Raw genomic sequence first — 22972 nt, 5'->3', positions numbered from 1 at the left:
GATTACTTTCTATCAAGCCATCCTTTATAACATTCCACAGTTGGTTTAAAAAATCTAATTTCGTTACCTCGTCCTTTTCCACCGGGTTGACTTTTTCGTAAAGGACAACCAATCTTATTTAAATCTTTTTTTATCTTATCAACACCAATTCCTAAGTGTTTGCTGACTTGTGAAATCTTGGGTTCTGTAATTTCGGTCCACTCATCTTTTAAAACCTGTTTTTCTAACCATTTTAACGGTACAAGGCAATAACCATCCGGTATTTTCATTTAATAATTATTTCTGCATTTTGTAGGATAGCAATCTCATTAAATTTATAGAGATAATGTTCTTCACTTATTCAAAGGATTATCATGTAAATATGAAATTGAAAAAGCAACCAGTATGGTTGCTTCTAATTTGATTATTTTTCTGATTTACTCTCTGATGAATTTATATCAGGTTTGTTAGGAAAAAGATTTTTTATTACTGTTAAATAGAAAATTAAAACCGAAGCTGTTAATGTTCCGCAAATAAACATGAATTCATTTTCAGAAATATCAAATCCTAAATGTTTTTGCCATCCATGGATAAGTATAATAATACCAATAAATACAGCCCACGTACTAGAAAAATAAAAGGCTTTTTTTGCATTCTCCTTACGTAAACTCCTTTCATTTTCCCTATCCTTTAGTATAGATTCAGCCTCACCATTTTGCGTCTTTTCTCTGTGTTTAAATTCAAAGAATTTCAATTTGAATTCTTCATGTTTAATAAAGACATCAATATTATTCATGTCACCTCCAAACAATAGAAAAGATTCTTGTTCACTCACTCTATCATCAGTCGATATTGGTTGTGGAGGATTTTCTTCAAAGAAATGTTCCGCTATATCATTATTGTCCTGACTTTCGTTGATCATGAATCAATTCTTTGTAATATTCTTTAATTAATTCATTAGGGATAACTTTATTGAATGTACCATCGTAAGTTTTATCCCAAGGCGTGTCGGTCTGGTGTGTTTTAGATGACAACTCTAATCCATTAAATTTTTTGTAATTTTTCCATATAATTTTAATGAAATTAGAATCATCTTTTTCAAGACCTTTACCTTTCCACATTGACAGGATAACAGGATCTACATTACCAGAGCCAAATCTTCTAATTACATCATACAATACAGGTATGACAGGTCCATATTTCCATGCTTGTACGCTATCATTTATAAGAGCTTTATCTTTAAAACCCAAATACCATCCGTGAGCGATGTAGGTTAGTTTAAGTAACTTCATCGGCTCTAAAGTAGCACCTTCCTGTACAGCAAGATCCATAAATTCATTTGCGACATCTAAACTATTATACATATTTGTTACTTGTTTATTCTACTTTAAAGTTACACATAATTTTCTTATAAAAAAAGTGTGCAAAAGTACATAGTTAGTTTAACATACACAATACCAAAAAAAGCCCTTATTTATTGAATAAAGGCAAGTTTATGTTACTTTATAAATGCCATTTAGTAATGTAATTACTAATGCAAGTATTAACCGAAAAGCAGCTGTAACTACCGGAATTACAATCTCGCTAAGATTATAGTTCGTTTATGAATGCAATCAATCGATCTTTGATCACCTTTTTATTTCTTATCCATTAAATGGGATAGGAGCCTTTATTATAAGGCGGGTAAGGCTGTTGCGGGTTTTTGAACTGAAACTTTTTACAGAGCGGAAAAATATACCGGTATGTATCAACTTTGAAGGCATTGAAATCTCCGAGAATATACGCGATATTATCCCGGATGTAGCGCGCCCTTGATTTTGTGTTCGTCAAGTTTTGCTGATGCGTTATTTCACCGGTTTTCCGATTCTCAACAAAAATCGTTGATGCTTTCCAAAATACTTAAAATTGGAAGCCTTGTAAATCGTTCCACATCCAAGGCTGCCATCGACAAACGACTGAAATGCAACAATATTTTTATCGATCTTTTTTAAAGTTTTCAGCGAATTTCCAATTAACCTTTATGAAAACTAGTAAATTTTATCCTTTTATATTCCCGCTCAAAATTATCGATATGTTGAAGCGTTGTAAAAATATCGTGAATACAAATAATATTAATGTGTCATACATAATTTTCAGATTTAATAGCCTGATTAAACCTTCATTATCAGAAACTAGAGACATAATTTAGCTTCATGTATCGGAACGAAACTTTTTAATTTATGTTTTTTTTAAAGTAGGTCATTATTGCATATTGCAATATGCAATAAAACTTTATCCCCACGCTTTATTCATCTGTTCATCAGTGAATGCTTCTGTAACTTTCATGTATTTATCTAAAACAGCATCCTTTTTTATATTTGCAATTTTCTTTATTGCTTTAGGCTCCATCCCCAATAGCAGAGAATTCGTAATAAATGTTTTGCGTGCAGTATGGCTAGTTATAAATTTACATTTGGGTTGAGTAAGTGTATTTTTCCTATTGCCAACAAACCAATGAATTGTAAAAGGTTGTGTGATTTCCGCTAGCTCACAACAATCCTTTATATATTCATTAAATTTCTGTGCAGAGATTACAGGTAATGGTTCGTAAATAGTTCCCTTATATTTTTCAAGAATAGCCTTCGCATATTTATTTAATTTAATCGCGTGATTCTGTGTTTTGGTCTTTTGAATAGACAGAATTAGGTGATCATTAGAAATGTTTGCTAAATGCAACTTTGCTAAATCAGAAAATCTTAAACCAGTAAAGCATCCCATACAGTAGAAATCTCGGACTTGAGAAAGTCTGTCGGAATCAAAATCTTTTTCATAAAGTTTCATCAACTCCTCAAAACTCAAGTATATAATATCAATGTCATGTTCAGAAGCTTTAAATTTTTCAAAATCCCGTACTGTATTATATCCTTTTTCGGTTGCCCAATTTAAAAACGATTTTAAAACTTTGATAACTTTCGCAAAATAGTTTTGTTTCATTTCTTTAACCTGGAAAGAATAATCTCTCAGTTTTTCAAAAAAATTGTCATCGACTTTATCAAAAGTGAGGGTTATTAAATGTTCCTTACAGAAGAATTCTAAAAAATTCTTTACTGTTATCTGTCCTTTAATTGTATTGGGAGTTTTCGTCAGTTTTCCTTTATCAATATATTCAGAAAAACATTTAAAAAAATCAAGCTCATCAGACGCTTCAATTTTTTCAATTGAATCAAACTTCTCAATAAATAAATCCTTTGATGGTTCAATTTTATTTGCCCTGAAATAAAGAGAAATATCTTGAATCCTGGTTTCAATTTGTTGAAGCTTTTCATTTAACTCATCATATCCATAATACAAATCTCTTTTCAGATTGGCTTTTACCCGATTATTTTGCCAATCTTGAGGTTTACAGCTAAGACCAGTATTTCTTTTTAAAACCGAATTATTAAACCGAAATAAAATCCTAATAGGCATTAAACCATCTTGACTGATCTTATCTTTTCTTAATTCAAAATTATATTTTAGCATTAGTTAAAGCTTATTTAGTTATAGAAAAGGGGGAACAAAAGGGGGAACAAATTTGCATTTAAAATGATTAAAGTTAAAAAAATAAAAGTTTGCAAAATCGGCTCTAGATCAAATGTACTGAATATAAATGACTTAAAAATAGGTAAAGATTAGAAAGAAATATCATAACCTCCGTCTGGGGTACATAAAAAGACTGATAATCATTTATCAGTCTTTTTTGTTTTTACATCAATCCGAATTTTAATTAATACGGCGTCTGGCCCATAAAATTACCAGGAGGATCGTAATTGGCAACCACAATGTAATTTCCGTTGGTACATTTAGAAATTCCCATTCCTACCTTCTGTGTGCTTTTCCAGACCATTTGCGTGTAATGTCCCGTATCATACCAATTATTCGAATTTAAAGGAACATTTTTAAAAGTTTTAATCTCGCTGTACCAATTAGCTGACGCTTGTTTTGCGGTTGCCAGCGTACCACTTGCCATGTAAATATTTTCACCATAATTTCCGGTTGAGCGGTGCTCGAATGCACAGTTTCGGTTGGCAAGTTGATCTGCCCAGTCCTGAGCGTATTTGCTGAGTTCGGCTGACCAGGTAAGTGGAGCCGTACCGACATCTTTTCTCACTTGATTGTGCAATGCCAATGCATCTTTTGCATCTTCAATGCCTAGCCTAGAGCCAGTCGCAGCTATTTCCTGCGCGCTGACTGAGATCATCGCAAAGCAGAAAAAGGTTAAAAATTTGGATTTCATGTACTGTGTTTTTCGTTAAAGTAAATGTAATCAATATTTTCTGTCGCTGTTGGCTTTGTTCAAATTTAATTTTAGGCAAAAAAAATGCTCAGATTATTTTCTGAGCATTTCTGTGTGAGGAATATTATCTTCCAGATATTTTTTTCCGGTATCTGAGAAACCAAAATCCGAGTAAAATTTTAAAAGATAATCCTGCGCAGAAATTCTTATCTCTGAAGTTCGCAAGCGGTTTTCAATAGTTTCAATCGCATATTTTATCAGTTGCTTTCCTGCTCCCGTACCGCGAGCTGGTGATGTGCTTAAAACGCGCCCGATCGAAGTTTCATTATATTTAATGCCTTTATCAAAGATTCGGCAGTATGCCAAAACATTGCCGTCGCTTTCTGCCCAAATATGCAAAGCCTTTTGATCATAATCATCCAAATCAGGATACGGGCAGTTTTGCTCGACAACAAAAACATCGATTCTGGCTTTTATAATTGCATACAACTCCGAAGTTGAAAGTTCGCCGAACGTTTTTACTTTCCAGATCATTTTATTCTTCAAAAGTTACGCTGTTGTTTACCAGAAATTCATTGGTTTCTCTGATGAACTTTAAAATCTCATCGCCACCGATTTTTTTCTCTGCTGATGTTACATAAATTTCAGGAAGATCTTCCCAGGTTTTGTGAAGTTCGGCTTTATAATTTTCTACATTTTTTATGGCAATGTTGGGCTTCAGTTTATCAGATTTCGTGAAAACGATAGAAAACGGAACGCCGCTTTCACCACACCACTGGATAAACTCCAGATCAATTTCCTGCGGGCTGTGACGCGCGTCGATCAGCACAAAAAGATTCACCAGATTTTTTCTGTTGAGAATATAATTGTTGATGAGCTTTTCAAATTCCCGGCGCTGTACTTTAGAAACCTTCGCATAACCATAGCCCGGCAAATCGGTTAGATACCAGTTTTCGTTGATGATAAAATGGTTAATAAGCTGAGTTTTCCCTGGAGTTTGTGAAGTTTTTGCGAGATCTTTCCTGTTGAGCATCGCATTGATGAGCGACGATTTCCCCACATTTGATCTTCCAATAAATGCATATTCAGGTAGTATAGGCTCGGGACATTCCTGCCATTTTCCGCTGCTTTTTACAAATTCGGCTGTTTTGATTACCATTTTCGTCTTATTTATTTTAGAAAAACAAACCATTAAGAAGTCTTAATGGTTTGCGTATTATATTTTATTTTTAATCCAGCTGTAGAGGATTTCATTAAACTCATCAGGCTTTTCCATCATCGCTGCATGGCCGCATTTATCGATCCAGAAAAGATCCGAGTTTGGTATAAATTTGTGCATGTCTTCTGCCACTTCCGGCGGCGTCACATTGTCCTGTTTTCCCCAAATCAAACACGTAGGACGTGAAATTTTAGGAAGATCATTCAACATATTATGTTTGATGGCACTTCTAGCAAGCATAACGGTTTTGATACCTTTCATACGGTCATTCACCACACTGAAAACTTCATCTACCAAATCTTCCGTCGCCACAGTCGGGTCATAAAAAACTTCTTCTGCCTTTTTTCTTATGTATGAGCGGTCGTTTTTCCTCGGGAAACTGTCGCCAAAAGCTCTTTCATACAACCCTGAACTTCCTGTAAGCACAAGATTTTTAACTAAATCGGGTCGTGACAGCGTAAGAATAAGACCTACGTGGCCGCCCATGGAGTTTCCAACGATTGTTGCAGGCTCGCCGATGGTGTTCTCGATAAATTTCGCCACATATTTGGCAATTGTAGTAAGATTTGTACTGAGTACCGGCAAATCGTAGATCGGAAGTTGTGGCACAAAAACCTTAAAGCCTTTGTCAGAGAAAAAATTTACCATCTTGTCGAAATTGCTGAGACCGCCCATCAGGCCGTGCAGCAAAACCAACGGATGACCTTCTCCGGCCTCGATGTATGTATATTTCTTGTCTTTTTTTGTACTGAATCTCATAAAATGCCTTTCATAGAGCGTTGCAAAAATACGAATTAAACCTTAGAAGTTTTTTCATATCTCTAATTTAAGATAAAATTAATAGAATACTATGACTGCTGGTATTTATTTGAGTTAAAATGTAATTGCGTGCATTGCTTCTTCTGACAATCGATTTTGAATCAACTAGTTAAATGTTGGGTTCAAAACTTATTAACATTGAGTCAAAAAGTGGGAAAAAGTGGGAAACATTAGAATTTTTTATATAATTTTGCTCCCAAATGAAAAATTTCATTGGAACATACGAATGCAAAATAGACGACAAAGGACGTCTCAAAGTACCATCTTCTCTTATAAAGCAGATGGAGGATTTTGATGATAAGACCTTTGTGGTAAAGCGTTCTGTGTTTCAGCCATGTCTTGAAGTTTATCCGATGAAAGCATGGGACAGGCTAATGGAGAAGATCAATAAGCTCAATCGTTTTATAAAGAAAAATGCTGATTTTATCCGTGTTTTTACTGCGGGAGTCAAAACTGTAGAGATTGATAATGCGGGAAGACTGCAGATTTCGAAAGATCTTACGGTTTTCTCAAACCTGCAGAAAGATGTCGTGATAACGAGTGCCGGCGAGCTGTTTGAAATTTGGGATAAAGATGCTTACGAAAGCGTGATTTCTTCTAACGAAATCGATTTCGCGGGCCTGGCAGAAGACGTGATGGGCGATCTGACTGCAGAATAATCATTAGTAAAAAACACAAAAAATGTATCATAACCCCGTTTTGCTGAAACAGAGTGTAGACGATCTCATCACAGATCGAGATGGTGTGTACGTAGACTGCACCTTCGGCGGCGGCGGTCATTCGCGCGAGATTCTTAACAGGCTTTCAGACAGAGGAAGGCTTTATGCTTTTGATCAGGATCTTGATGCACTGAAAAATACAATAGAAGACGACCGTTTTACTTTAATCAATCAGAATTTCAGGTTTTTAGAAAACAGTTTGCTGCTGTACGGCGTTGCAAAGGTAGACGGTGTTTTGGCAGATCTAGGCGTTTCATCGCATCAGTTTGATGAAGCTGACCGCGGATTTTCTACCAGAAGCAACGCGCCGCTCGATATGAGAATGAATGTGATGCAGAGTCTTGATGCCAAGAAAATCATCAACGAATATGAGGAGGATGCTTTGGCTGATATCTTCTATTATTATGGCGAACTGCGTGAAGCAAGAAAGCTGGCCCGCGATATTGTGCATCACAGGAAAATAAAAGTCATCCGCACGACTGAAGATCTTAAAAAACTGTTTGCTTTTTTACCGCCAAATAAGGTGAATAAATTTTATGCGCAGCTTTTTCAGGCGATCCGTATTGAGGTGAATCAGGAACTTGAAGTTTTAAAGGAAATGCTCGTGCAGGCTTACAATGTTTTAAAACCTGGCGGCAGACTCGTGGTGATTTCTTATCATTCTCTGGAAGACCGTTTGGTAAAACGTTTCCTGAAAAACGGAATGTTTGAAGGCGAACCCGAGCGCGACGTCTATGGAAATTACGCGAAAACATTTGAACTCGTAAAAAGCAAAGCCACCATTCCCGATGATGAAGAAATTGAAGGAAATTCCCGAGCGAGAAGTGCTAAAATGAGAACAGGAATAAAATTGTAAAGGTGAATGAGTGAATTGTGAATAATCAATCTTTAAAATATTGAAAAATTCACAATGGAAAGCAAAGTAAATATACTGCTTAGCAAATTGACAATAAAAACGTGGCAAAAAGAACGGCATATAAACCTCAGAAGAAACTCACTTTTATAGATATTATAAAAGGAAATTTTCTGAACCGTGATGAAGTGAAACTTTATTACAAATACTTTCTGCTGCTTTTTGTTTTGATGATGGGAATTATCTACAGCAACCATCTTGTCAATAAAAAAATAAAAATTGTAAATGCTTTAAAGGAAGAAACCGAAGAGTACAAATCACGGAACGCCTACGCACAAAGTAAACTTATAAAAGTAAAAATGGAATCTCAGCTGGGAAAAGAAATGCTGAAAGATTCCCTGATGACCCTCGAAAGTCATCCACACAAACTCCTGATAAAACTCGACCGCGACGATGCAAAATCAAAATGACTACGACAACAAACGGAAAAAAACACTGCGCTGGGGCTACCTTTTCGCGGTTATGGCTCTGTGCGTATTCGGGATGTTTCTCGTGAGAATCGTGGTGCTGCAGAATACCAATGTGCAGGAAATCAAGGATGATTACATCAACAACAATTACCGAACAGCGACTTTAAAAGCGGCGCGCGGAAATCTTTTCGCTTCCGATGGGTCGATTCTTGCAACGACGGTGATGCGCTACGACATTTTTATCGATTTTAAAACGATGAAAGACAGCGTTTATACCAATAATATCGGCGCTTTGACAGATTCTTTAAGTCAGATGTTTGGAAAATCGAGAGCAGAATTCAGAAAAAGATTAGACGAACAGCGGAAAAAGAAAAACCAGTATTTTTCTTTGGTAAAAGGCTTAGATTTTGACCAGTACGACAGAATCCGCAAATTTCCAATCTTTAAAAAAGGAAAAAACAAAGGTGGTTTCATTGTAGATAGAAATTATAAACGTGAACTGGCAACTTCTGAAATTGGCGCCGGAACCATCGGGATAGACAACGGCGTAGCAAAATCTGGTCTTGAAGGTGCTTTTTCTAAATTTTTAAAGGGTTCAGATGGGAAAAGACTCGAGCAGCGAATCAATTCTTCGCAGTGGAAACCGATCGACTACTGGAAAGTGCAGGAACCAACTGATGGTCAGGATGTTTACACGACTTTGGATCTGCGTATTCAGGATATCGCGCATTCAGCTTTAGAAAAACAGCTTATTAATTTTGAGGCAAAACACGGCACTGTAATCGTAATGGAAGTTGCGACCGGAAAAGTTCGCGCTTTGGTAAATCTTCGCGAAATTGAGCCTGGAGTATATGAAGATGCATACAATTATGCTTTAAAAGATAATATTGAGCCGGGTTCGACTTTTAAAACAATCTCTCTGCTGGCCGCTATGGACGACGGTTTTATTGATGAAAACACAACGGTAAATGTAGGAAATGGAAACTGGGTGTATGCAAAACAGAGAATTTCTGATGGTCACGGCGGCGGAACATATGACATCAGTGATGTTTTGGCAAAATCAAGCAACGTAGGAACGGCAAAACTGATCACAAAATATTATGCGGATAAGCCGGAGATTTTTCTTGATCATTTAAGAAGATGGAAACTTTTTGACAAAATGCAGATAGAGTTGCCGGGAATTGCCAAACCAAAAATTCTTACGCCAAAAAATAAACGTTGGAATGCAGCGACCTTAGCGTCAATTGCTTACGGATATTCTTCAAACATAAACCTGTTGCAGCTGACCACTTTTTATAATGGAGTGGCGAACAAAGGGAAAATGTTGAAACCGATTTTCATTGATAAAATCATGAAAGACGGGCAGACTGTTTTTGAAGCGAAGGAAGAAATTCTGGTAAAAAAAATGGCATCTGATAAAGCTATTCAAATGATGACGAGTGCGCTGACTAAAGCAGTGGAAAAAGGGACGGCGAAAAGTATTTTCACTCCCAATTTAAGAATGGCAGGAAAGACAGGAACCGCGAGATTTGAATACTGGCTGCCTGGTCCGATGAAATACAGAGCGTCGTTTGCAGGATTTTATCCGGCAGACAATCCCAAATATACTTGCTATGTGATGATTTCTGAGCCGAATACCTCTAAAGGATTTTATGGAGGAACCGTTTCTGCGCCGGTTTTTAAAGAAATCGCCGGAAAAACATTCCTGAAAACACCACAGAACATAGAAAAAGAAATGTTGGTTGACCGCAAAGTTGATTTAAATAAAATGGTGGAGCCGAATGTAAAAGTTCGTGTACAAAACAAACAGATGCCAAGCGTTGTCGGGCTTATCGGTAAAAATGTGATTCCACAACTGGAGAATCTTGGATACCGTGTCGACTACAAAGGTGTTGGAAAAATAAAGGAGCAGTTTCCGTTGGAAGGGACGGCGATCAGTAAAAATCAGAGAATTTATCTCTCTCTTCAAAATTAAAAAGCACGTTTTAGCATGATGCAACTGGCTGAGTTATTAAAAGGAATTTCGGTGATAGAGATTCAGGGCGACGATCGCCGTGAGGTTTCTTCGTTGGTTTTCGACAGCAGAAAAGTTACCGAAAAGTCACTTTACATCGCCGTTATAGGAACGGTGACAGACGGTCATTCTTATATTGATTCTTCAGTTGACAAAGGTGCAGCGGTAATTGTTTGCGAAATTTTTCCTGAAAATCTAAGTGCTGATGTCACTTATGTAAAAGTAAAAGAATCGTCAAAAGTAGTTGGGAAACTGGCTTCTAATTTTTACGGAAATCCTTCAGAAAAATTAAAACTTATCGGCGTTACCGGAACCAACGGAAAAACGTCTGTTACGACATTGCTTTTTGATGTTTTTAAAAATTTAGGCTACAGATCGGCACTGCTTTCAACGGTAGAAATCAGAATCGGCGATAAAATAATTCCGGCCACGCACACGACTCCAGATATTATTACCATTAATGAAATTTTAGCGAAAGCTGTAGAAGAAGGTTGTGATTTTGCCTTTATGGAAGTGAGTTCGCACGGAATTTCTCAAAACAGAATTGAAGGTTTACATTTTAAAATTGCCGGTTTTACAAACCTTACGCATGATCATCTGGATTATCATAAAACGTTTGATGAATATTTAAAAGCGAAAAAAAGATTTTTTGACGAACTGCATTCAGACGCGATTGCCATCACCAATGTTGATGATAAAAACGGAACTGTGATGCTGCAGAATACCAAAGCGGAAAAGAAAACCTACGCTTTGAAGACGATGGCAGAGTATCACGGGAGACTTCTGGAAGTGGATTTCAACGGAATGCTTCTCAATTTTAACGGCAAAGAATTCTGGACGACGCTTACCGGAAAATTCAATGTCTATAATTTGCTTTTGGTTTTCGGCATTGCTTCCGAATTAGGTTTTGAGCAGGAAGAAATTCTTCAGGCGATCAGCATTTTAAAACGAGTTTCAGGAAGATTTGAAACCATCAAATCTGACGGCGGCATTTTCTTTATCGTTGATTATGCGCACACGCCGGACGCTTTGGAAAATGTTTTAGACAGCATCAACGATATCCGGACAAAAAACGAAAGATTAATTACCGTTTTCGGTTGTGGCGGCGACCGAGATCATGCAAAAAGACCCGAAATGGGAAAAATTGCGAGCAGAAAATCGACATTGGCAATTATTACATCAGATAATCCCCGCACGGAAGATCCGGCAGCTATTATTAAAGAAATTGAATCGGGTATAGAACCGCAGAATTTCAGCAAATATACCTCGATTCCGGACCGGAGAGAAGCGATAAAAATGGCGATCAAATTTGCTGAGCCGAAAGATATTATTCTCGTTGCCGGAAAAGGCCACGAAAATTATCAGGACATCAATGGTGTAAAACATCATTTTGATGATAAAGAAGTGATTGATGAGCTTTGGAAGTTGATGAGTAAGTAAAATTAAATGAAACAATTTCGAAATGTAGAAACTGTTAATCTCTGAATATCGAAATTCATTAATCTTTAAAAAAATAGAATGCTATATTATCTATACGAATATTTAACGAGTCACGGCATCCACATTCCCGGTTTGGGAATGCTGCGCTACATTTCGTTTCGTGCAGGAATGGCGGTTTTGCTATCGCTTACCATCGCGTTGATTTTTGGTAAAAATATCATCAATTATCTGCGGTCGAAGCAAATGGGCGAGTTGGTACGCGACCTTGGTCTTGACGGGCAAAAGCAGAAGGAAGGAACACCTACAATGGGTGGTTTGATTATCATTTTTGCTACGCTTATTCCGGTTTTGCTGTTTACGAAAATCACGAATGTCTATATCGTTTTATTGATTGTTTCAGTGATTTGGATGGGCGCTATCGGATTTATTGATGATTATCTGAAGAAAATTAAGAAGAATAAAGACGGTCTCAGCGGAAAATTTAAGATCGTCGGTCAGGTTGGTTTAGGATTGATTGTTGGCGTGACAATGTATTTTCATCCCGAAATTACAGTGAAAAGAAAGTACGCCGATGCAAAAGTGGTCAACCGCAACAATGTGGAGCAAAACTTCATGCCCGAAGAAAAAATCACCGTTTCCACCGTACCGTTTGCTAAAAATAATGAGTTCGACTACAGCGGAATTTTATTCTGGATGAGCGACGAAGATGCGCACGAATGGGCTTGGGTTGTTTTTATTCCGATTGTGATTTTTATTATTACAGCAGTTTCCAATGGTGCCAATATCACTGACGGAATCGACGGTCTCGCTCCCGGTACCAGCACGATTATTCTTCTGGCGCTCGCTTTTTTCGCGTACGTTTCAGGGAATATCATTTTCGCCGATTATCTCAACATTATGTTCCTGCCGAATATGGGAGAAACGACAATTTTTGTCGTCGCGATTGTAGGAGCAGTCATCGGGTTTTTCTGGTATAATACATATCCCGCGCAGGTTTTTATGGGCGATACGGGAAGTTTAATGCTGGGCGGCGTGATCGGTGTTTTGGCGATTATTTTAAGAAAAGAACTGATGATTCCTGTGCTTTGCGGAATATTTCTGATTGAAAACCTTTCGGTAATGCTTCAGGTAATTGTTTTTAAATACAGAAAAAGAAAATTTGGTTTGGAGTACGCGCAGAACAATAGACTGTTCAAAATGTCGCCGCTTCATCACCATTATCAGAAAGAAGGATTTCACGAAAGTAAAATCGTTAACAGAATGATAATCATTGGAGTTATGCTTGCGATTGTTTGCCTGATTACTTTGAAAATGAGATAAATACGCGGTAAGTGAGAATTATAAAGCTTACAGCGAAATGCATAAAGCAAATTGTATGAAAATAGTTGTACTCGGAGGAGGTGAAAGTGGTTGCGGAGCAGCTTATCTGGCTAAAAAACAAGGTCTGGAGGTTTTTCTTTCAGACAAAAGCGCGATTAAGGATCACTATAAAAACTTTCTTACCGAAAATGCTATCGAATTTGAAGAAGGTCAGCACGATGAAAATCGGATTTTAAATGCCGACTGGATCATCAAGAGCCCTGGGATTCCGAAAAAAGCAGATCTTATTCAAAAAATTCAGAATAAAAATATCAGGGTTTCTTCGGAGATAGAATTTGCATCTGAATTTACCGATGCGAAAATTATCGCGATTACCGGAAGCAACGGAAAAACGACAACGACTTCGCTCATCTATCACATCCTGAAAAATGACGGAATGAATGTCGGTTTGGGAGGAAACATCGGCTACAGTTTTGCAAAGCAGGTTGCCGACGAGAATTTTGAGTTTTATGTTTTGGAAGTGAGCTCGTTTCAGCTGGATGATATTCAGAATTTCAGACCGTACATTTCGCTTCTGCTGAATCTTTCGCAAGATCACCTCGATCAGTACAATTACGATTATGAAGAGTATGCGATGGCGAAATTCAGAATCACCGAAAACCAGGAGAATGATAATTTTTTCATCTATAATAAAGACGATGAAATGAGTAAAAATATTCTCGAAAAATTTGAGGTAAAGGCTAAAATGATTCCTTTTTCTACCAAAGAGAAACTTACAGAAGGCGGATTCATAAATGATGATCAGATTATGGTAAAACTGCAGGAAGAATTTTCTATGAAAATTGAAGAGCTTTCTCTTATTGGAAATCATAATGTGGCAAATAGTTTAGCGGCTTCTATTGCCGGTAAAATATTGGAAATTAGTAATGAAAGTATCAGAAATTCTCTGATGACTTTTCAGGCTGTAGAACACAGGTTAGAATTTGTAACTGAAATAAACGGCGTAAAATATATCAACGACAGCAAAGCGACCAATGTAAATGCCGCGTATTATGCTTTAGAAAGCATGAAAAACCCGACAATCTGGATCGTTGGTGGTGTTGATAAAGGGAATGATTATACCGAAATTGAAGATTTGGTTAAAAGAAAAGTAAAAGCGATTGTCTGTCTCGGCCTTGATAATCAGAAAATAATCGATTTTTTTAAAGATAAAAAAGAATACATCTACAGCACTTCGAGCATGGAAGAAGCGGTGAAAACGGCAAAATCTCTGGCTACGAAAAATGATGCAGTTCTGCTGTCGCCTTGCTGCGCAAGTTTTGATCTTTTCAAAAATTATGAAGACCGCGGAAAACAGTTTAAAGAGCAGGTTTTAAAGAAAAAAGTGATCAGCTAAAAGCGATTTAAAAAAGTAATGAGCGAACAGTATACAGAGAATAAATTTGAGTTTCTGAAGGGCGATAAAGTCCTTTGGATGGTCATTCTTGTGATCTCGATTTTCTCAATTTTCCCGGTATATTCTGCGAGTTCAAATCTGGAATATATCGTCAACAACGGAACGACAACCGGCCACGTGATTAAACATATGTTTTTTGTGGTTTTAGGTCTTGCAATCATGCGTGTCGTAGGAACGGTAAAGTACGAGTATATGGGGAAACTCAGCAGTATCATGCTGATGCTTACGGTTATTTTGTTGGTTTTGACGATGTTTACCGGTCAAACGATCGATGGAGCGAGTGCTTCAAGATGGCTTAAAATTCCGGGAACGCCGATCTCTTTTCAGCCTTCGTCTTTCGCGTTTCTCATGTTGATTATTTATCTCTGCAGATATTTAACAAAGAAAATAGCGCGCGAGAGAACGGTTTGGGAAAATGTAGGTTTTATTTTCGGGCCGATATTGCTGGTTTTTGTTTTGGTGGCAAAAGACAACGGGTCTACCGCTTTGATGATTTTAATGGTTTCTGTGATTGTTCTTATTATCGGGCAACTTCACTGGAAGTACATTGCCGGTTTTATTTCCACATCAGTTGTGGCAATTATTCTCTTTCTTTTGGTGGCTTTAAATACAAACATGATAGGCGGAAACCGTGTTCATACATGGATGAGCCGTATCGAAACATTTACCTCAAGCAAAGCAAAATCTGCAGATGTAGATGATGAAAGTGTAAAAGCCAAAAATTACCAGGTAATGCAGGCGAAAGCCGCAATCGTTCATGGTGGAATTACCGGAATGGGACCTGGAAAATCTGCTTTAAAACAAATGCTACCGCAGTCGGCTTCTGATTTTATTTTTGCGGTGATTGTGGAAGAATACGGTTTAATCGGTGCCGGATTTCTTATCAGCATGTATTTAATAATGATTGTCAGGATTGTGATGATCGCCAGTAAAATGCCTGCATTTTTTGGGTCATTACTCGTACTGAGTCTGGGCGTGATGATTTTTACGCAGTTGGCAGTAAATATTGCCGTTGCGATAAATCTGATTCCCGTGACCGGACAGCCTTTACCTTTAATCAGTTACGGAGGAACTTCAATGCTTGTGACCTATATTCAGCTGGGGATTATTTTAAATATCAGCTCCAGAATTCAGATTTATGATGAAGAAGGTTTAGGCAAAAAACAAAGCCTTGCAGAAATTAACGATATCGCATAAAATTATATGGAAACACAAAAAATTATTTTTAAAGATGAAAAATCTTCAGAAAACGTGATGACTTTCGAAAACGCGGAAGAAATCAGCAATTTTCTGGAAACATTTAAACTCGAAAACGGCGAAGTAATCGAGCTTGGCGACGCGATGTACACCGTGAAAAATGTTTCGAAAAACGAAAATGAAACTTCTGTGGAAGTGGAATATATGGATTTGATTGAAAATAAGCCTACAGCTTAAAACAGTAATGATGAACAAAAAACTAAAAGTATTGCTAAGTGGTGGCGGCACGGGAGGACACATTTTCCCGGCGATTGCCATTGCAGACGAGATCAGAAAGAGATTTCCGGATACTGAGTTTTTGTTCATCGGTGCCAACGGAAAAATGGAAATGGAAAAAGTTCCGCAGGCTGGCTACAGAATCGAAGGAATTGATATTGCAGGAATCGACAGAGGAAATATTCTTTCGAATCTGGGATTGCCTTTTAAGATTTTAAAAAGTTTATCTAAATCAAAGAGAATCATCAGAAATTTCGCTCCGGATTTTGCGGTCGGGACTGGTGGTTTTGCAAGCGGACCGGCCTTATATGAAGCAAGTAAAGCAGGAATTCCAATTTTCATCCAGGAGCAGAATGCACATGCAGGAGTGACGAATAAAATTTTAAGTAAAAAAGCAAAGGCCGTTTTTACAGCCTATCCGAAAGTGGAAGGTTTTCCGGCTGAAAAAATAAAGTTCTTGGGAAATCCGATTCGTGAGAATATCATTTCAGGAATGCAGGAAATCTCTCAGGCAAAAGAGAAATTAGGTTTGGATCAAAATAAGCTGACCATTCTTTCTGTTGGTGGTTCTTTAGGTTCAAAAACATTAAACAACGGCTGGAAAGAGAATTTAGATCAATTAAAAGACAAAGGGCATCAGTTAATCTGGCAAACCGGAAAACTGGATTACAGTGAGTTAAGCAATGAACTTCAAATCTCAAATCTCAAATCTCAAATCCAGTTGAAGGAATTCATCAAAGATATGGAAACTGCTTATTCAGCAGCGGATGTCATTGTTTCCAGAGCGGGTGCAATTGCCATTTCAGAGTTGGCTGTTGCGCAGAAGCCGGTTTTGTTGGTTCCGTTTCCGTTTGCAGCGGAAGATCATCAGACTAAAAATGCGATGACTTTGGTTGAAAAAAACGCAGCCAGAATGGTAAAAGATTCTGAAATGCAGGATAAATTCTGGAGTACATTATCAGAAATCTGTGAAAGTGAAAGTGTAAGAAAAGAAATGTCTGACAATCTGAAATATTTTGCCAAACCCAATGCGGCGAAGGAGATTGTGGATGAGATATTTAAGATAATAATTTAAGAAATGGACATCGACAGGCTCAGCCTGACACTGCAAATTAAAAGCAGTTAGTACATAATATTAATAAGATTGCTATAAAAGAAGAGAGGATAATTATAATGAACAATTTAGAAACATATCAAAATTTTTACTTCGTCGGAATCGGAGGTATCGGAATGAGTGCTTTAGCGCGTTATTTCCACGCTTCGGGCAAGAATGTTTTGGGCTATGATAAAACGAATACCAAATTAACGACTGCTTTGATGAGCGAAGGAATTGATATTGTTTTTGAAGATGTTATTGATGATAAAATTACTTCGCTTCAGAAAGAAAATACATTGGTTATCTACACTCCGGCAATCAAAAAGCTGGGGATTTTAGATTATTTTAATGAAAATCAGTTTGAAGTAAAAAAGCGTGCAAAAGTTTTAGGCTTAATTACCGAAAACACAGACTGCATTGCAGTTGCAGGGACTCATGGGAAGACTACAACCTCTACTTTGGTTTCACATTTGTGCAAAGAAGCAAATTTGCCTTTCTCCTGTTTTTTAGGTGGAATTTCTGAGAATTTTAAATCAAATTTTCTGTTTAACGGAACAAAATATTCTGTGGTGGAAGCGGATGAATATGACAGAAGTTTTCTTACACTTTCACCAGATTGGGCGGTGATTACTTCAACAGATGCAGATCATTTGGATATTTATGGAGATAAAAACACCATTGAAGAAGGCTTTAGACAATTTGCAGCATTAGTTCCTGAAGATCAGCAACTTTTTGTGAGAAAAGGAATTGAAATCGGAAGAGCGCATAAGACATACGCTGTTAACGAAAAAGCTGATTATTACTCGGACAATCTTCGTATGGATTATGATAAAATCTATTTCGATTTTCATACGCCAACAGAAACTGTAAAAGATTTTGTCTGGGATGTTCCGGGAATTCACAATGTTGAAAATGCAACGGTTTCACTGGCTATTCTTCATAATTTGGGAGTTGATTTTGAAACCTTAAAAAAAGCAATTGCCAATTTTAAAGGGATCAAAAGAAGATATACAAAACACATTTATCCTGGCGGTAAAATATATATTGACGATTACGCGCATCATCCAACAGAGATTAATGCTGTCGTAGGTTCAATTAAAACGTTTTATCCCGATAGAAAACTGTTGGTGGTTTTTCAGCCACATTTATTCAGCAGAACGAGAGATTTTGCGGATGGATTTGCTGAAAGTTTAAGTAATTCTGAAGAGTTGATTTTGCTTGATATTTATCCTGCCAGAGAGCTTCAGGAGAATTTTGAAGGAATAACTTCAGATTGGTTATTAGAAAAAGTGACTTTAAATAAAAAAGAAATTTCAGGTTTGTCAGAAGCCTTTAATAAAATAAAAGAAAAAGAATTTGACATTTTGTTAACGGTTGGAGCAGGAAATATAGATACGCTGTATGACCCGATTTGTGAATGGTTAGGAAACAATTAAAAATAAATAAATTTAAAACAGTTTTAAATGTCTGAAATCTGACGTCTAAAATCTGTCATCTTAAAATAATGAAAAACAAATACAGAATATTAAAAATTGTCTTCACAGTGATCATTCTTGGTTTCCTGCTGAGTTTCTCTTTGAAGAAATTCAGTGGTCAGAAGATTGCCGACAGCAAAATTTCTGTAAAAATGAATGAAAAAACGCCGGTGTATTTTATCGACGAAAAAGATATTAGAACGATTGTAAACACAGAAAATCCGTCGAGAAAAGTGGGCGATCTGAATATTCCGGAGCTTGAAAAAAAGATCAACGCACTTCCTGCGGTCGACAGCGCGAATGTTTATTTGAATCTGAATGGTAATCTGAATCTCGATATCAAACAGCGTGTTCCGGTTTTCAGGCTGAATAAAGAAGGAAGAGATTTTTATGTGGACGAAAAAGGAACAGAATTTCCGATTTCTAAAACCTATTCTCACCCGTGTATGTTGGTCACGGGAAATGTTCCGGCCTCAGATTATGAAAAACTCGCGGAGCTTGTTGAGAAAATTGATAAAGACGATTTCAGTAAAAAATATTTTATCGGCATCTCAAAATACCGCGGCAGTTATCATTTGCTTACCAGCGAAGGAAATTATAAAGTGGAAATCGGTGATTTGGAAAATATCGATGTGAAAGTAAAAGGTTTTAAAACTTTTGTTGAAAAATATCTTGTATATCAGGATCCGCAAAAATACAGCATGATTTCGGTGAAGTATCAAAATCAGATAGTGACGACGCTGAACCCAAATTTTGAAGAGAATGACAGCATTCTTGCTGCCGGAAATAAGGAGATTGCAAAAATATCAGTTCAAAACGCAGTCAGGAAAAGTGAATCTTTGGTTAAACCTGCTAAAGTTTCACCTAAAAAAGTCGTCAGAAAAGAAAAAACGGTTGCAGCGGCGAAAAAACCTGCAAAAAAAGTGGAAAAGAAACCTGAGAAGAAGAAGGCAAAAGTGAAGATCGAATAAATGATCTGGAAAAATGAAGAAGGGAAAATTTAAATTAATTAAGTAAAAAATCAAATCGGTATAAAATGGAAAATCAAGAGTATTCAGTAGGTCTCGATATTGGTACGACGAAAATCGTCGCCATTGTGGGCCGCAGGAATGCACACGGAAAAATCGAGGTTCTCGGCGTGGGAAAAGCCAAAAGTCTCGGTGTGCATAAAGGTATTGTGAATAACATTTCGCAGACAATCAATTCGATAAAAGCAGCGATTTCTGAAGCACAGTTGAGTGCAGGCGTTCCCATTCATAAAGTCACGGTGGGTATCGCTGGCAAGCACATCCGCTCGCTGCAGCATTCAGATTACATCATGCGGGAACATCCGGATAAATTTATTACCGAAGACGATATTGATGCATTAAAAGATCAGGTAAAGAAACTGGTGATGCTTCCTGGCGAAGAAATCATTCACGTCTTACCGCAAGAATATAAAGTTGATTCTGAAGGAGAAATTCAGGAGCCTGTTGGCATGCACGGAAAGCGTCTTGAGGCAAATTTTCACGTGGTTGTCGGGCAGATGGGAAGTATCAGAAACATTGCCAGATGCGTGCGGGAAGCCGGTCTCGAAATGGAAGCGCTGACGCTTGAGCCTTTGGCATCTTCCGAAGCTGTTTTAACCAAAGAAGAAAAAGAAGCTGGAGTTGCAATTGTTGATATCGGTGGTGGAACGACGGATATTGCGATTTTCAAAGATAATATCATCCGTCATACCTGCGTGATTCCTTACGGTGGTGGGATTATTACGGAAGATATTAAGGAAGGCTGTTCGATTATTGAAAAACATGCAGATCAGCTTAAAGTAAAATTTGGATCGGCTGTTCCTGAGCTTGAAAAAGACAGTACTTTTGTGACGATTCCGGGATTGCACGGCAGACCCGACAAAGAAATTTCGCTTAAGACATTGGCTCAAATTATCAATGCGCGCGTTGAGGAGATTTTAGAAATGGTTAATACTGAGCTAAAAGCGTACGGCGCATTTGAGCAGAAGAAAAAATTGATCGCAGGAATTGTACTCACTGGCGGTGGTTCTAATCTGAAACACCTTCGTCAGCTCGCCAATTATACCACAGGATTTGATAGCCGTATTGGTTTCGCAAATGAGTATATTGCAAACGATAAAAATCAGTATCTTAAAGGTCCGGAATATGCAACTTCGATCGGTTTGCTGATGGAAAGTTTGAAAATCCGAGACAGAAAACCCGTTTCTCAGCTTGAGGAAACTATTGAGATTGATGAAAAGCCTGTTGCAGCAGTTTCGCCGGAAGCGGCTCGGGAAGAAGCCGAGCTGGCGGCAAAACTTCCGGTAATGGAAGAAGAAACGGAAACCAAACAGCAGAAAAAAGTAAGGCTTACATTCGGGCAGTCTCTGATGGAAAAGGTGAAAAAATTCTTTGAAGAAGTAGAATAATAATAATTGATGTGCGATAAGTGATGTAAAAATCATTAAGCTACATCGACCATAAAAAATAAAAGCATGCAAAACACAGATACACACGGATTTTCGTTTGACCTGCCAAAAGGAAATTCATCCATTATTAAAGTAATTGGAGTCGGCGGCGGCGGAAACAACGCGCTGAAGCACATGTACGAAAAAGGAATTCACGGGGTAGATTTCGTGATCTGCAATACCGATGCGCAGACGCTGGATAATAATCCGGTTTCTAATAAAGTACAGCTTGGCGTAACTATTACCGAAGGTTTAGGCGCTGGTGCAGATCCTGAAGTGGGAGAAAAAGCCGCTATCGAAAGCATTGAGGAAATCAAAGCTGCGATGGGGCAGAATACCAAAATGGTGTTCATCACTGCTGGAATGGGCGGTGGAACCGGAACTGGAGCCGCGCCGGTAATTGCTAAAGTAGCGAAAGATATGGGGATTCTGACTGTGGGAATCGTCACCGTACCTTTTAGTTTTGAAGGAAAAAGAAGATTGGATCAGGCAGAATTGGGTCTTGAGAAACTGAGAAATAATGTCGATTCATTGATCGTTATTAATAATGATAAACTGAGACAGCAGTTCGGAAATCTCGGTTTTAAGCAAGGATTTTCAAAAGCAGATGAGGTTTTAACGAATGCTGCAAAAGGTATGGCAGAAGTTATTACCGGTTATTTTGACGTGAATATTGACTTCCGCGATGCGAAATCTGTTCTTCAGAATTCGGGAACAGCATTGATGTCTACCGGAATGGCTTCAGGTGAAAATAAAGCAGAGGAAGCGGTGAGAAAAGCGCTTGATTCTCCACTGTTAAATGATAATAAAATTACCGGAGCACGAAACGTCTTATTGCTCATCAGAAGTGGTGTGGAAGAAGCGACGATGGACGAAATCGGAATCATCATGGATTACATTCAGAAAGAAGCAGGTCACACTGCAGATATTATTTTTGGAGTGGGTGCAGATGAAGAATTGGGCGATGCAGTGAGCGTTTTGGTGATTGCTACGGGTTTTTCAAATGATAATAAAAAGTTTTCCGGGCCGACTGAGAAAATCAGAATTGGTTTGAATGACCGTTTAGATTCTTCTAAAAATTCTCCTTTTAAAACTAAAGAAGAAAGAGAAATCACGCCGGAGCATAATTACGATTTTGGAAGCAAAAATCTTTTCAGACTTGATGATGATGAGCAGGATTCAACACAGTTCCGTGCTTCATCAGATGAAAAAAAAATGACTTTAGAAGATAATACTTCTCAAAACGGTTTTTTAGAATCTGAAAATGAACACTATAGCGACAATGCGCGCTGGAACGATGATGAGGATAACGATCATCAGAATTTTTTGGTGGATGATGAAGCAAATGATCTCGAAACAGAATCTTTCTCTTTTGATTTCGAAAGAAAAAAAGAAAACACACCTGACAATAATGCGGAAGTTTCATTCAAAAATGAACCTTCTTCAGACTTCAGTTTCTTTATTAAAGAAAATAAAACAGACGGAGCGGACGGAAATCTTCCAAAAGCAGCGCTAGATCAGTTCACGGCTGATGTCGCAAATCTGACTGAGGAAACCGACAAAAAAGTGGAGTATTTCTTCGAGCCGGTGAAACAGCAGGTTGTTGAAGAAGCATCAGCATATGATACTTCGGTAGACACTCAGATTCCTGTGGGGACGCAGACCGAATTCACTTTCGTTAATAAAACTGCCGATCAGGAACGTGTTTCTGAACGACGAAATAAACTGAAAGAATTCAACTCGAGATACCAGAATTTTGATCAGGCCAATGAGTTTGAAACGGTGCCTGCCTTCAAGAGAAAAAACATCAACATCGACGGAAGTAACGCGTCAGATCAGAATATTCACAGTTATTTGTCTGAAGATAACGGTGAAATGAGAGTCCGTGAAAACCGGTTTTTAAATAAAGATGTAGATTAACTCAAATTA

General features: G+C 37.7%; 22 protein-coding genes. 14 read left to right on the top strand and 8 right to left on the bottom strand.

Annotated features, from left to right (window positions below):
* Positions 1–2: 2 nt before the first annotated feature.
* From ASG01_RS04820 to ASG01_RS04780, 8 genes are all read right to left on the bottom strand, one after another.
* The gene (locus ASG01_RS04820) at positions 3–269 is read right to left on the bottom strand and encodes a hypothetical protein (protein WP_055860668.1); all 267 of its coding nucleotides are present in this window, start codon (positions 267–269) and stop codon (positions 3–5) included.
* Between the two features lie 134 nt (positions 270–403).
* The gene (locus ASG01_RS04815) at positions 404–901 is read right to left on the bottom strand and encodes a hypothetical protein (RefSeq protein ID WP_055860664.1); all 498 of its coding nucleotides are present in this window, start codon (positions 899–901) and stop codon (positions 404–406) included.
* Positions 876–1343 carry a Panacea domain-containing protein gene (locus tag ASG01_RS04810; RefSeq protein ID WP_055860662.1) on the bottom strand — a complete coding sequence of 156 codons (468 nt, stop codon included), beginning with the start codon at positions 1341–1343 and terminating at the stop codon, positions 876–878. Before ASG01_RS04810 ends, ASG01_RS04815 begins: the two co-directional genes overlap by 26 nt.
* Before the next feature lie 907 nt (positions 1344–2250).
* Positions 2251–3480 (bottom strand): site-specific integrase, encoded by a 1230-nt coding sequence (locus ASG01_RS04800; protein ID WP_055860656.1) that lies wholly within the window; start codon positions 3478–3480, stop codon positions 2251–2253.
* A gap of 244 nt (positions 3481–3724) precedes the next feature.
* Complete coding sequence (locus ASG01_RS04795; RefSeq protein ID WP_055860653.1) at positions 3725–4234, bottom strand: CAP family protein; 510 nt, start codon at positions 4232–4234, stop codon at positions 3725–3727.
* A gap of 93 nt (positions 4235–4327) precedes the next feature.
* Positions 4328–4768: a GNAT family N-acetyltransferase gene (locus ASG01_RS04790; protein WP_055860650.1), complete on the bottom strand. Its 441-nt coding sequence runs from the start codon at positions 4766–4768 to the stop codon at positions 4328–4330.
* A 1-nt stretch (position 4769) separates the two neighbouring features.
* Positions 4770–5393, bottom strand: coding sequence for a ribosome biogenesis GTP-binding protein YihA/YsxC (gene yihA, locus ASG01_RS04785; RefSeq protein ID WP_055860646.1), 624 nt, complete (start codon positions 5391–5393; stop codon positions 4770–4772).
* 57 nt (positions 5394–5450) lie between these two features.
* A complete protein-coding gene (locus tag ASG01_RS04780; RefSeq protein WP_055860643.1) occupies positions 5451–6212 on the bottom strand; it encodes an alpha/beta fold hydrolase in 762 nt (253 codons plus the stop codon).
* A gap of 260 nt (positions 6213–6472) precedes the next feature.
* Between ASG01_RS04780 and mraZ the strand changes: the two genes are divergently transcribed.
* The 14 genes from mraZ to ftsZ all read left to right on the top strand — a co-directional run bounded on the left by mraZ (position 6473) and on the right by ftsZ (position 22963).
* Positions 6473–6931 (top strand): division/cell wall cluster transcriptional repressor MraZ, encoded by a 459-nt coding sequence (gene mraZ / locus ASG01_RS04775; protein WP_055860640.1) that lies wholly within the window; start codon positions 6473–6475, stop codon positions 6929–6931.
* A gap of 22 nt (positions 6932–6953) precedes the next feature.
* Positions 6954–7847, top strand: coding sequence for a 16S rRNA (cytosine(1402)-N(4))-methyltransferase RsmH (gene rsmH / locus ASG01_RS04770; protein ID WP_055860637.1), 894 nt, complete (start codon positions 6954–6956; stop codon positions 7845–7847).
* 101 nt (positions 7848–7948) lie between these two features.
* Positions 7949–8314: an FtsL-like putative cell division protein gene (locus ASG01_RS04765; protein WP_055860634.1), complete on the top strand. Its 366-nt coding sequence runs from the start codon at positions 7949–7951 to the stop codon at positions 8312–8314.
* On the top strand, positions 8298–10289 hold the full coding sequence (locus ASG01_RS04760; RefSeq protein WP_055860631.1) for a penicillin-binding transpeptidase domain-containing protein: 1992 nt from the start codon (positions 8298–8300) through the stop codon (positions 10287–10289). Before ASG01_RS04765 ends, ASG01_RS04760 begins: the two co-directional genes overlap by 17 nt.
* 18 nt (positions 10290–10307) lie before the next feature.
* Positions 10308–11768 (top strand): UDP-N-acetylmuramoyl-L-alanyl-D-glutamate--2,6-diaminopimelate ligase, encoded by a 1461-nt coding sequence (locus tag ASG01_RS04755; protein ID WP_055860628.1) that lies wholly within the window; start codon positions 10308–10310, stop codon positions 11766–11768.
* Between the two features lie 78 nt (positions 11769–11846).
* On the top strand, positions 11847–13088 hold the full coding sequence (gene mraY / locus ASG01_RS04750; protein ID WP_055860624.1) for a phospho-N-acetylmuramoyl-pentapeptide-transferase: 1242 nt from the start codon (positions 11847–11849) through the stop codon (positions 13086–13088).
* Between the two features lie 55 nt (positions 13089–13143).
* On the top strand, positions 13144–14484 hold the full coding sequence (gene murD, locus ASG01_RS04745) for a UDP-N-acetylmuramoyl-L-alanine--D-glutamate ligase (RefSeq protein WP_082498287.1): 1341 nt from the start codon (positions 13144–13146) through the stop codon (positions 14482–14484).
* A gap of 18 nt (positions 14485–14502) precedes the next feature.
* Positions 14503–15741 carry an FtsW/RodA/SpoVE family cell cycle protein gene (locus ASG01_RS04740; protein ID WP_055860618.1) on the top strand — a complete coding sequence of 413 codons (1239 nt, stop codon included), beginning with the start codon at positions 14503–14505 and terminating at the stop codon, positions 15739–15741.
* Between the two features lie 6 nt (positions 15742–15747).
* On the top strand, positions 15748–15978 hold the full coding sequence (locus tag ASG01_RS04735; protein ID WP_055860616.1) for a hypothetical protein: 231 nt from the start codon (positions 15748–15750) through the stop codon (positions 15976–15978).
* Between the two features lie 10 nt (positions 15979–15988).
* Positions 15989–17092, top strand: coding sequence for an undecaprenyldiphospho-muramoylpentapeptide beta-N-acetylglucosaminyltransferase (gene murG / locus ASG01_RS04730; RefSeq protein WP_055862193.1), 1104 nt, complete (start codon positions 15989–15991; stop codon positions 17090–17092).
* 98 nt (positions 17093–17190) lie between these two features.
* Positions 17191–18549 (top strand): UDP-N-acetylmuramate--L-alanine ligase, encoded by a 1359-nt coding sequence (murC, locus tag ASG01_RS04725; RefSeq protein WP_055860613.1) that lies wholly within the window; start codon positions 17191–17193, stop codon positions 18547–18549.
* A gap of 68 nt (positions 18550–18617) precedes the next feature.
* Positions 18618–19559, top strand: coding sequence for a cell division protein FtsQ/DivIB (locus tag ASG01_RS04720; RefSeq protein ID WP_055860610.1), 942 nt, complete (start codon positions 18618–18620; stop codon positions 19557–19559).
* A gap of 65 nt (positions 19560–19624) precedes the next feature.
* Positions 19625–21004, top strand: a complete 1380-nt coding sequence (ftsA, locus tag ASG01_RS04715) for a cell division protein FtsA (RefSeq protein WP_055860608.1) — start codon at positions 19625–19627, stop codon at positions 21002–21004.
* A 66-nt stretch (positions 21005–21070) separates the two neighbouring features.
* On the top strand, positions 21071–22963 hold the full coding sequence (ftsZ, locus tag ASG01_RS04710; RefSeq protein ID WP_055860602.1) for a cell division protein FtsZ: 1893 nt from the start codon (positions 21071–21073) through the stop codon (positions 22961–22963).
* The last annotated feature ends 9 nt before the right edge of the window (positions 22964–22972 follow it).

This window comes from Chryseobacterium sp. Leaf180 (assembly GCF_001424585.1).
Taxonomy (GTDB): domain Bacteria; phylum Bacteroidota; class Bacteroidia; order Flavobacteriales; family Weeksellaceae; genus Chryseobacterium.
Note: the sequence above shows the minus strand (reverse complement) of the source record. Positions and strands in the feature narration are given on the sequence as shown.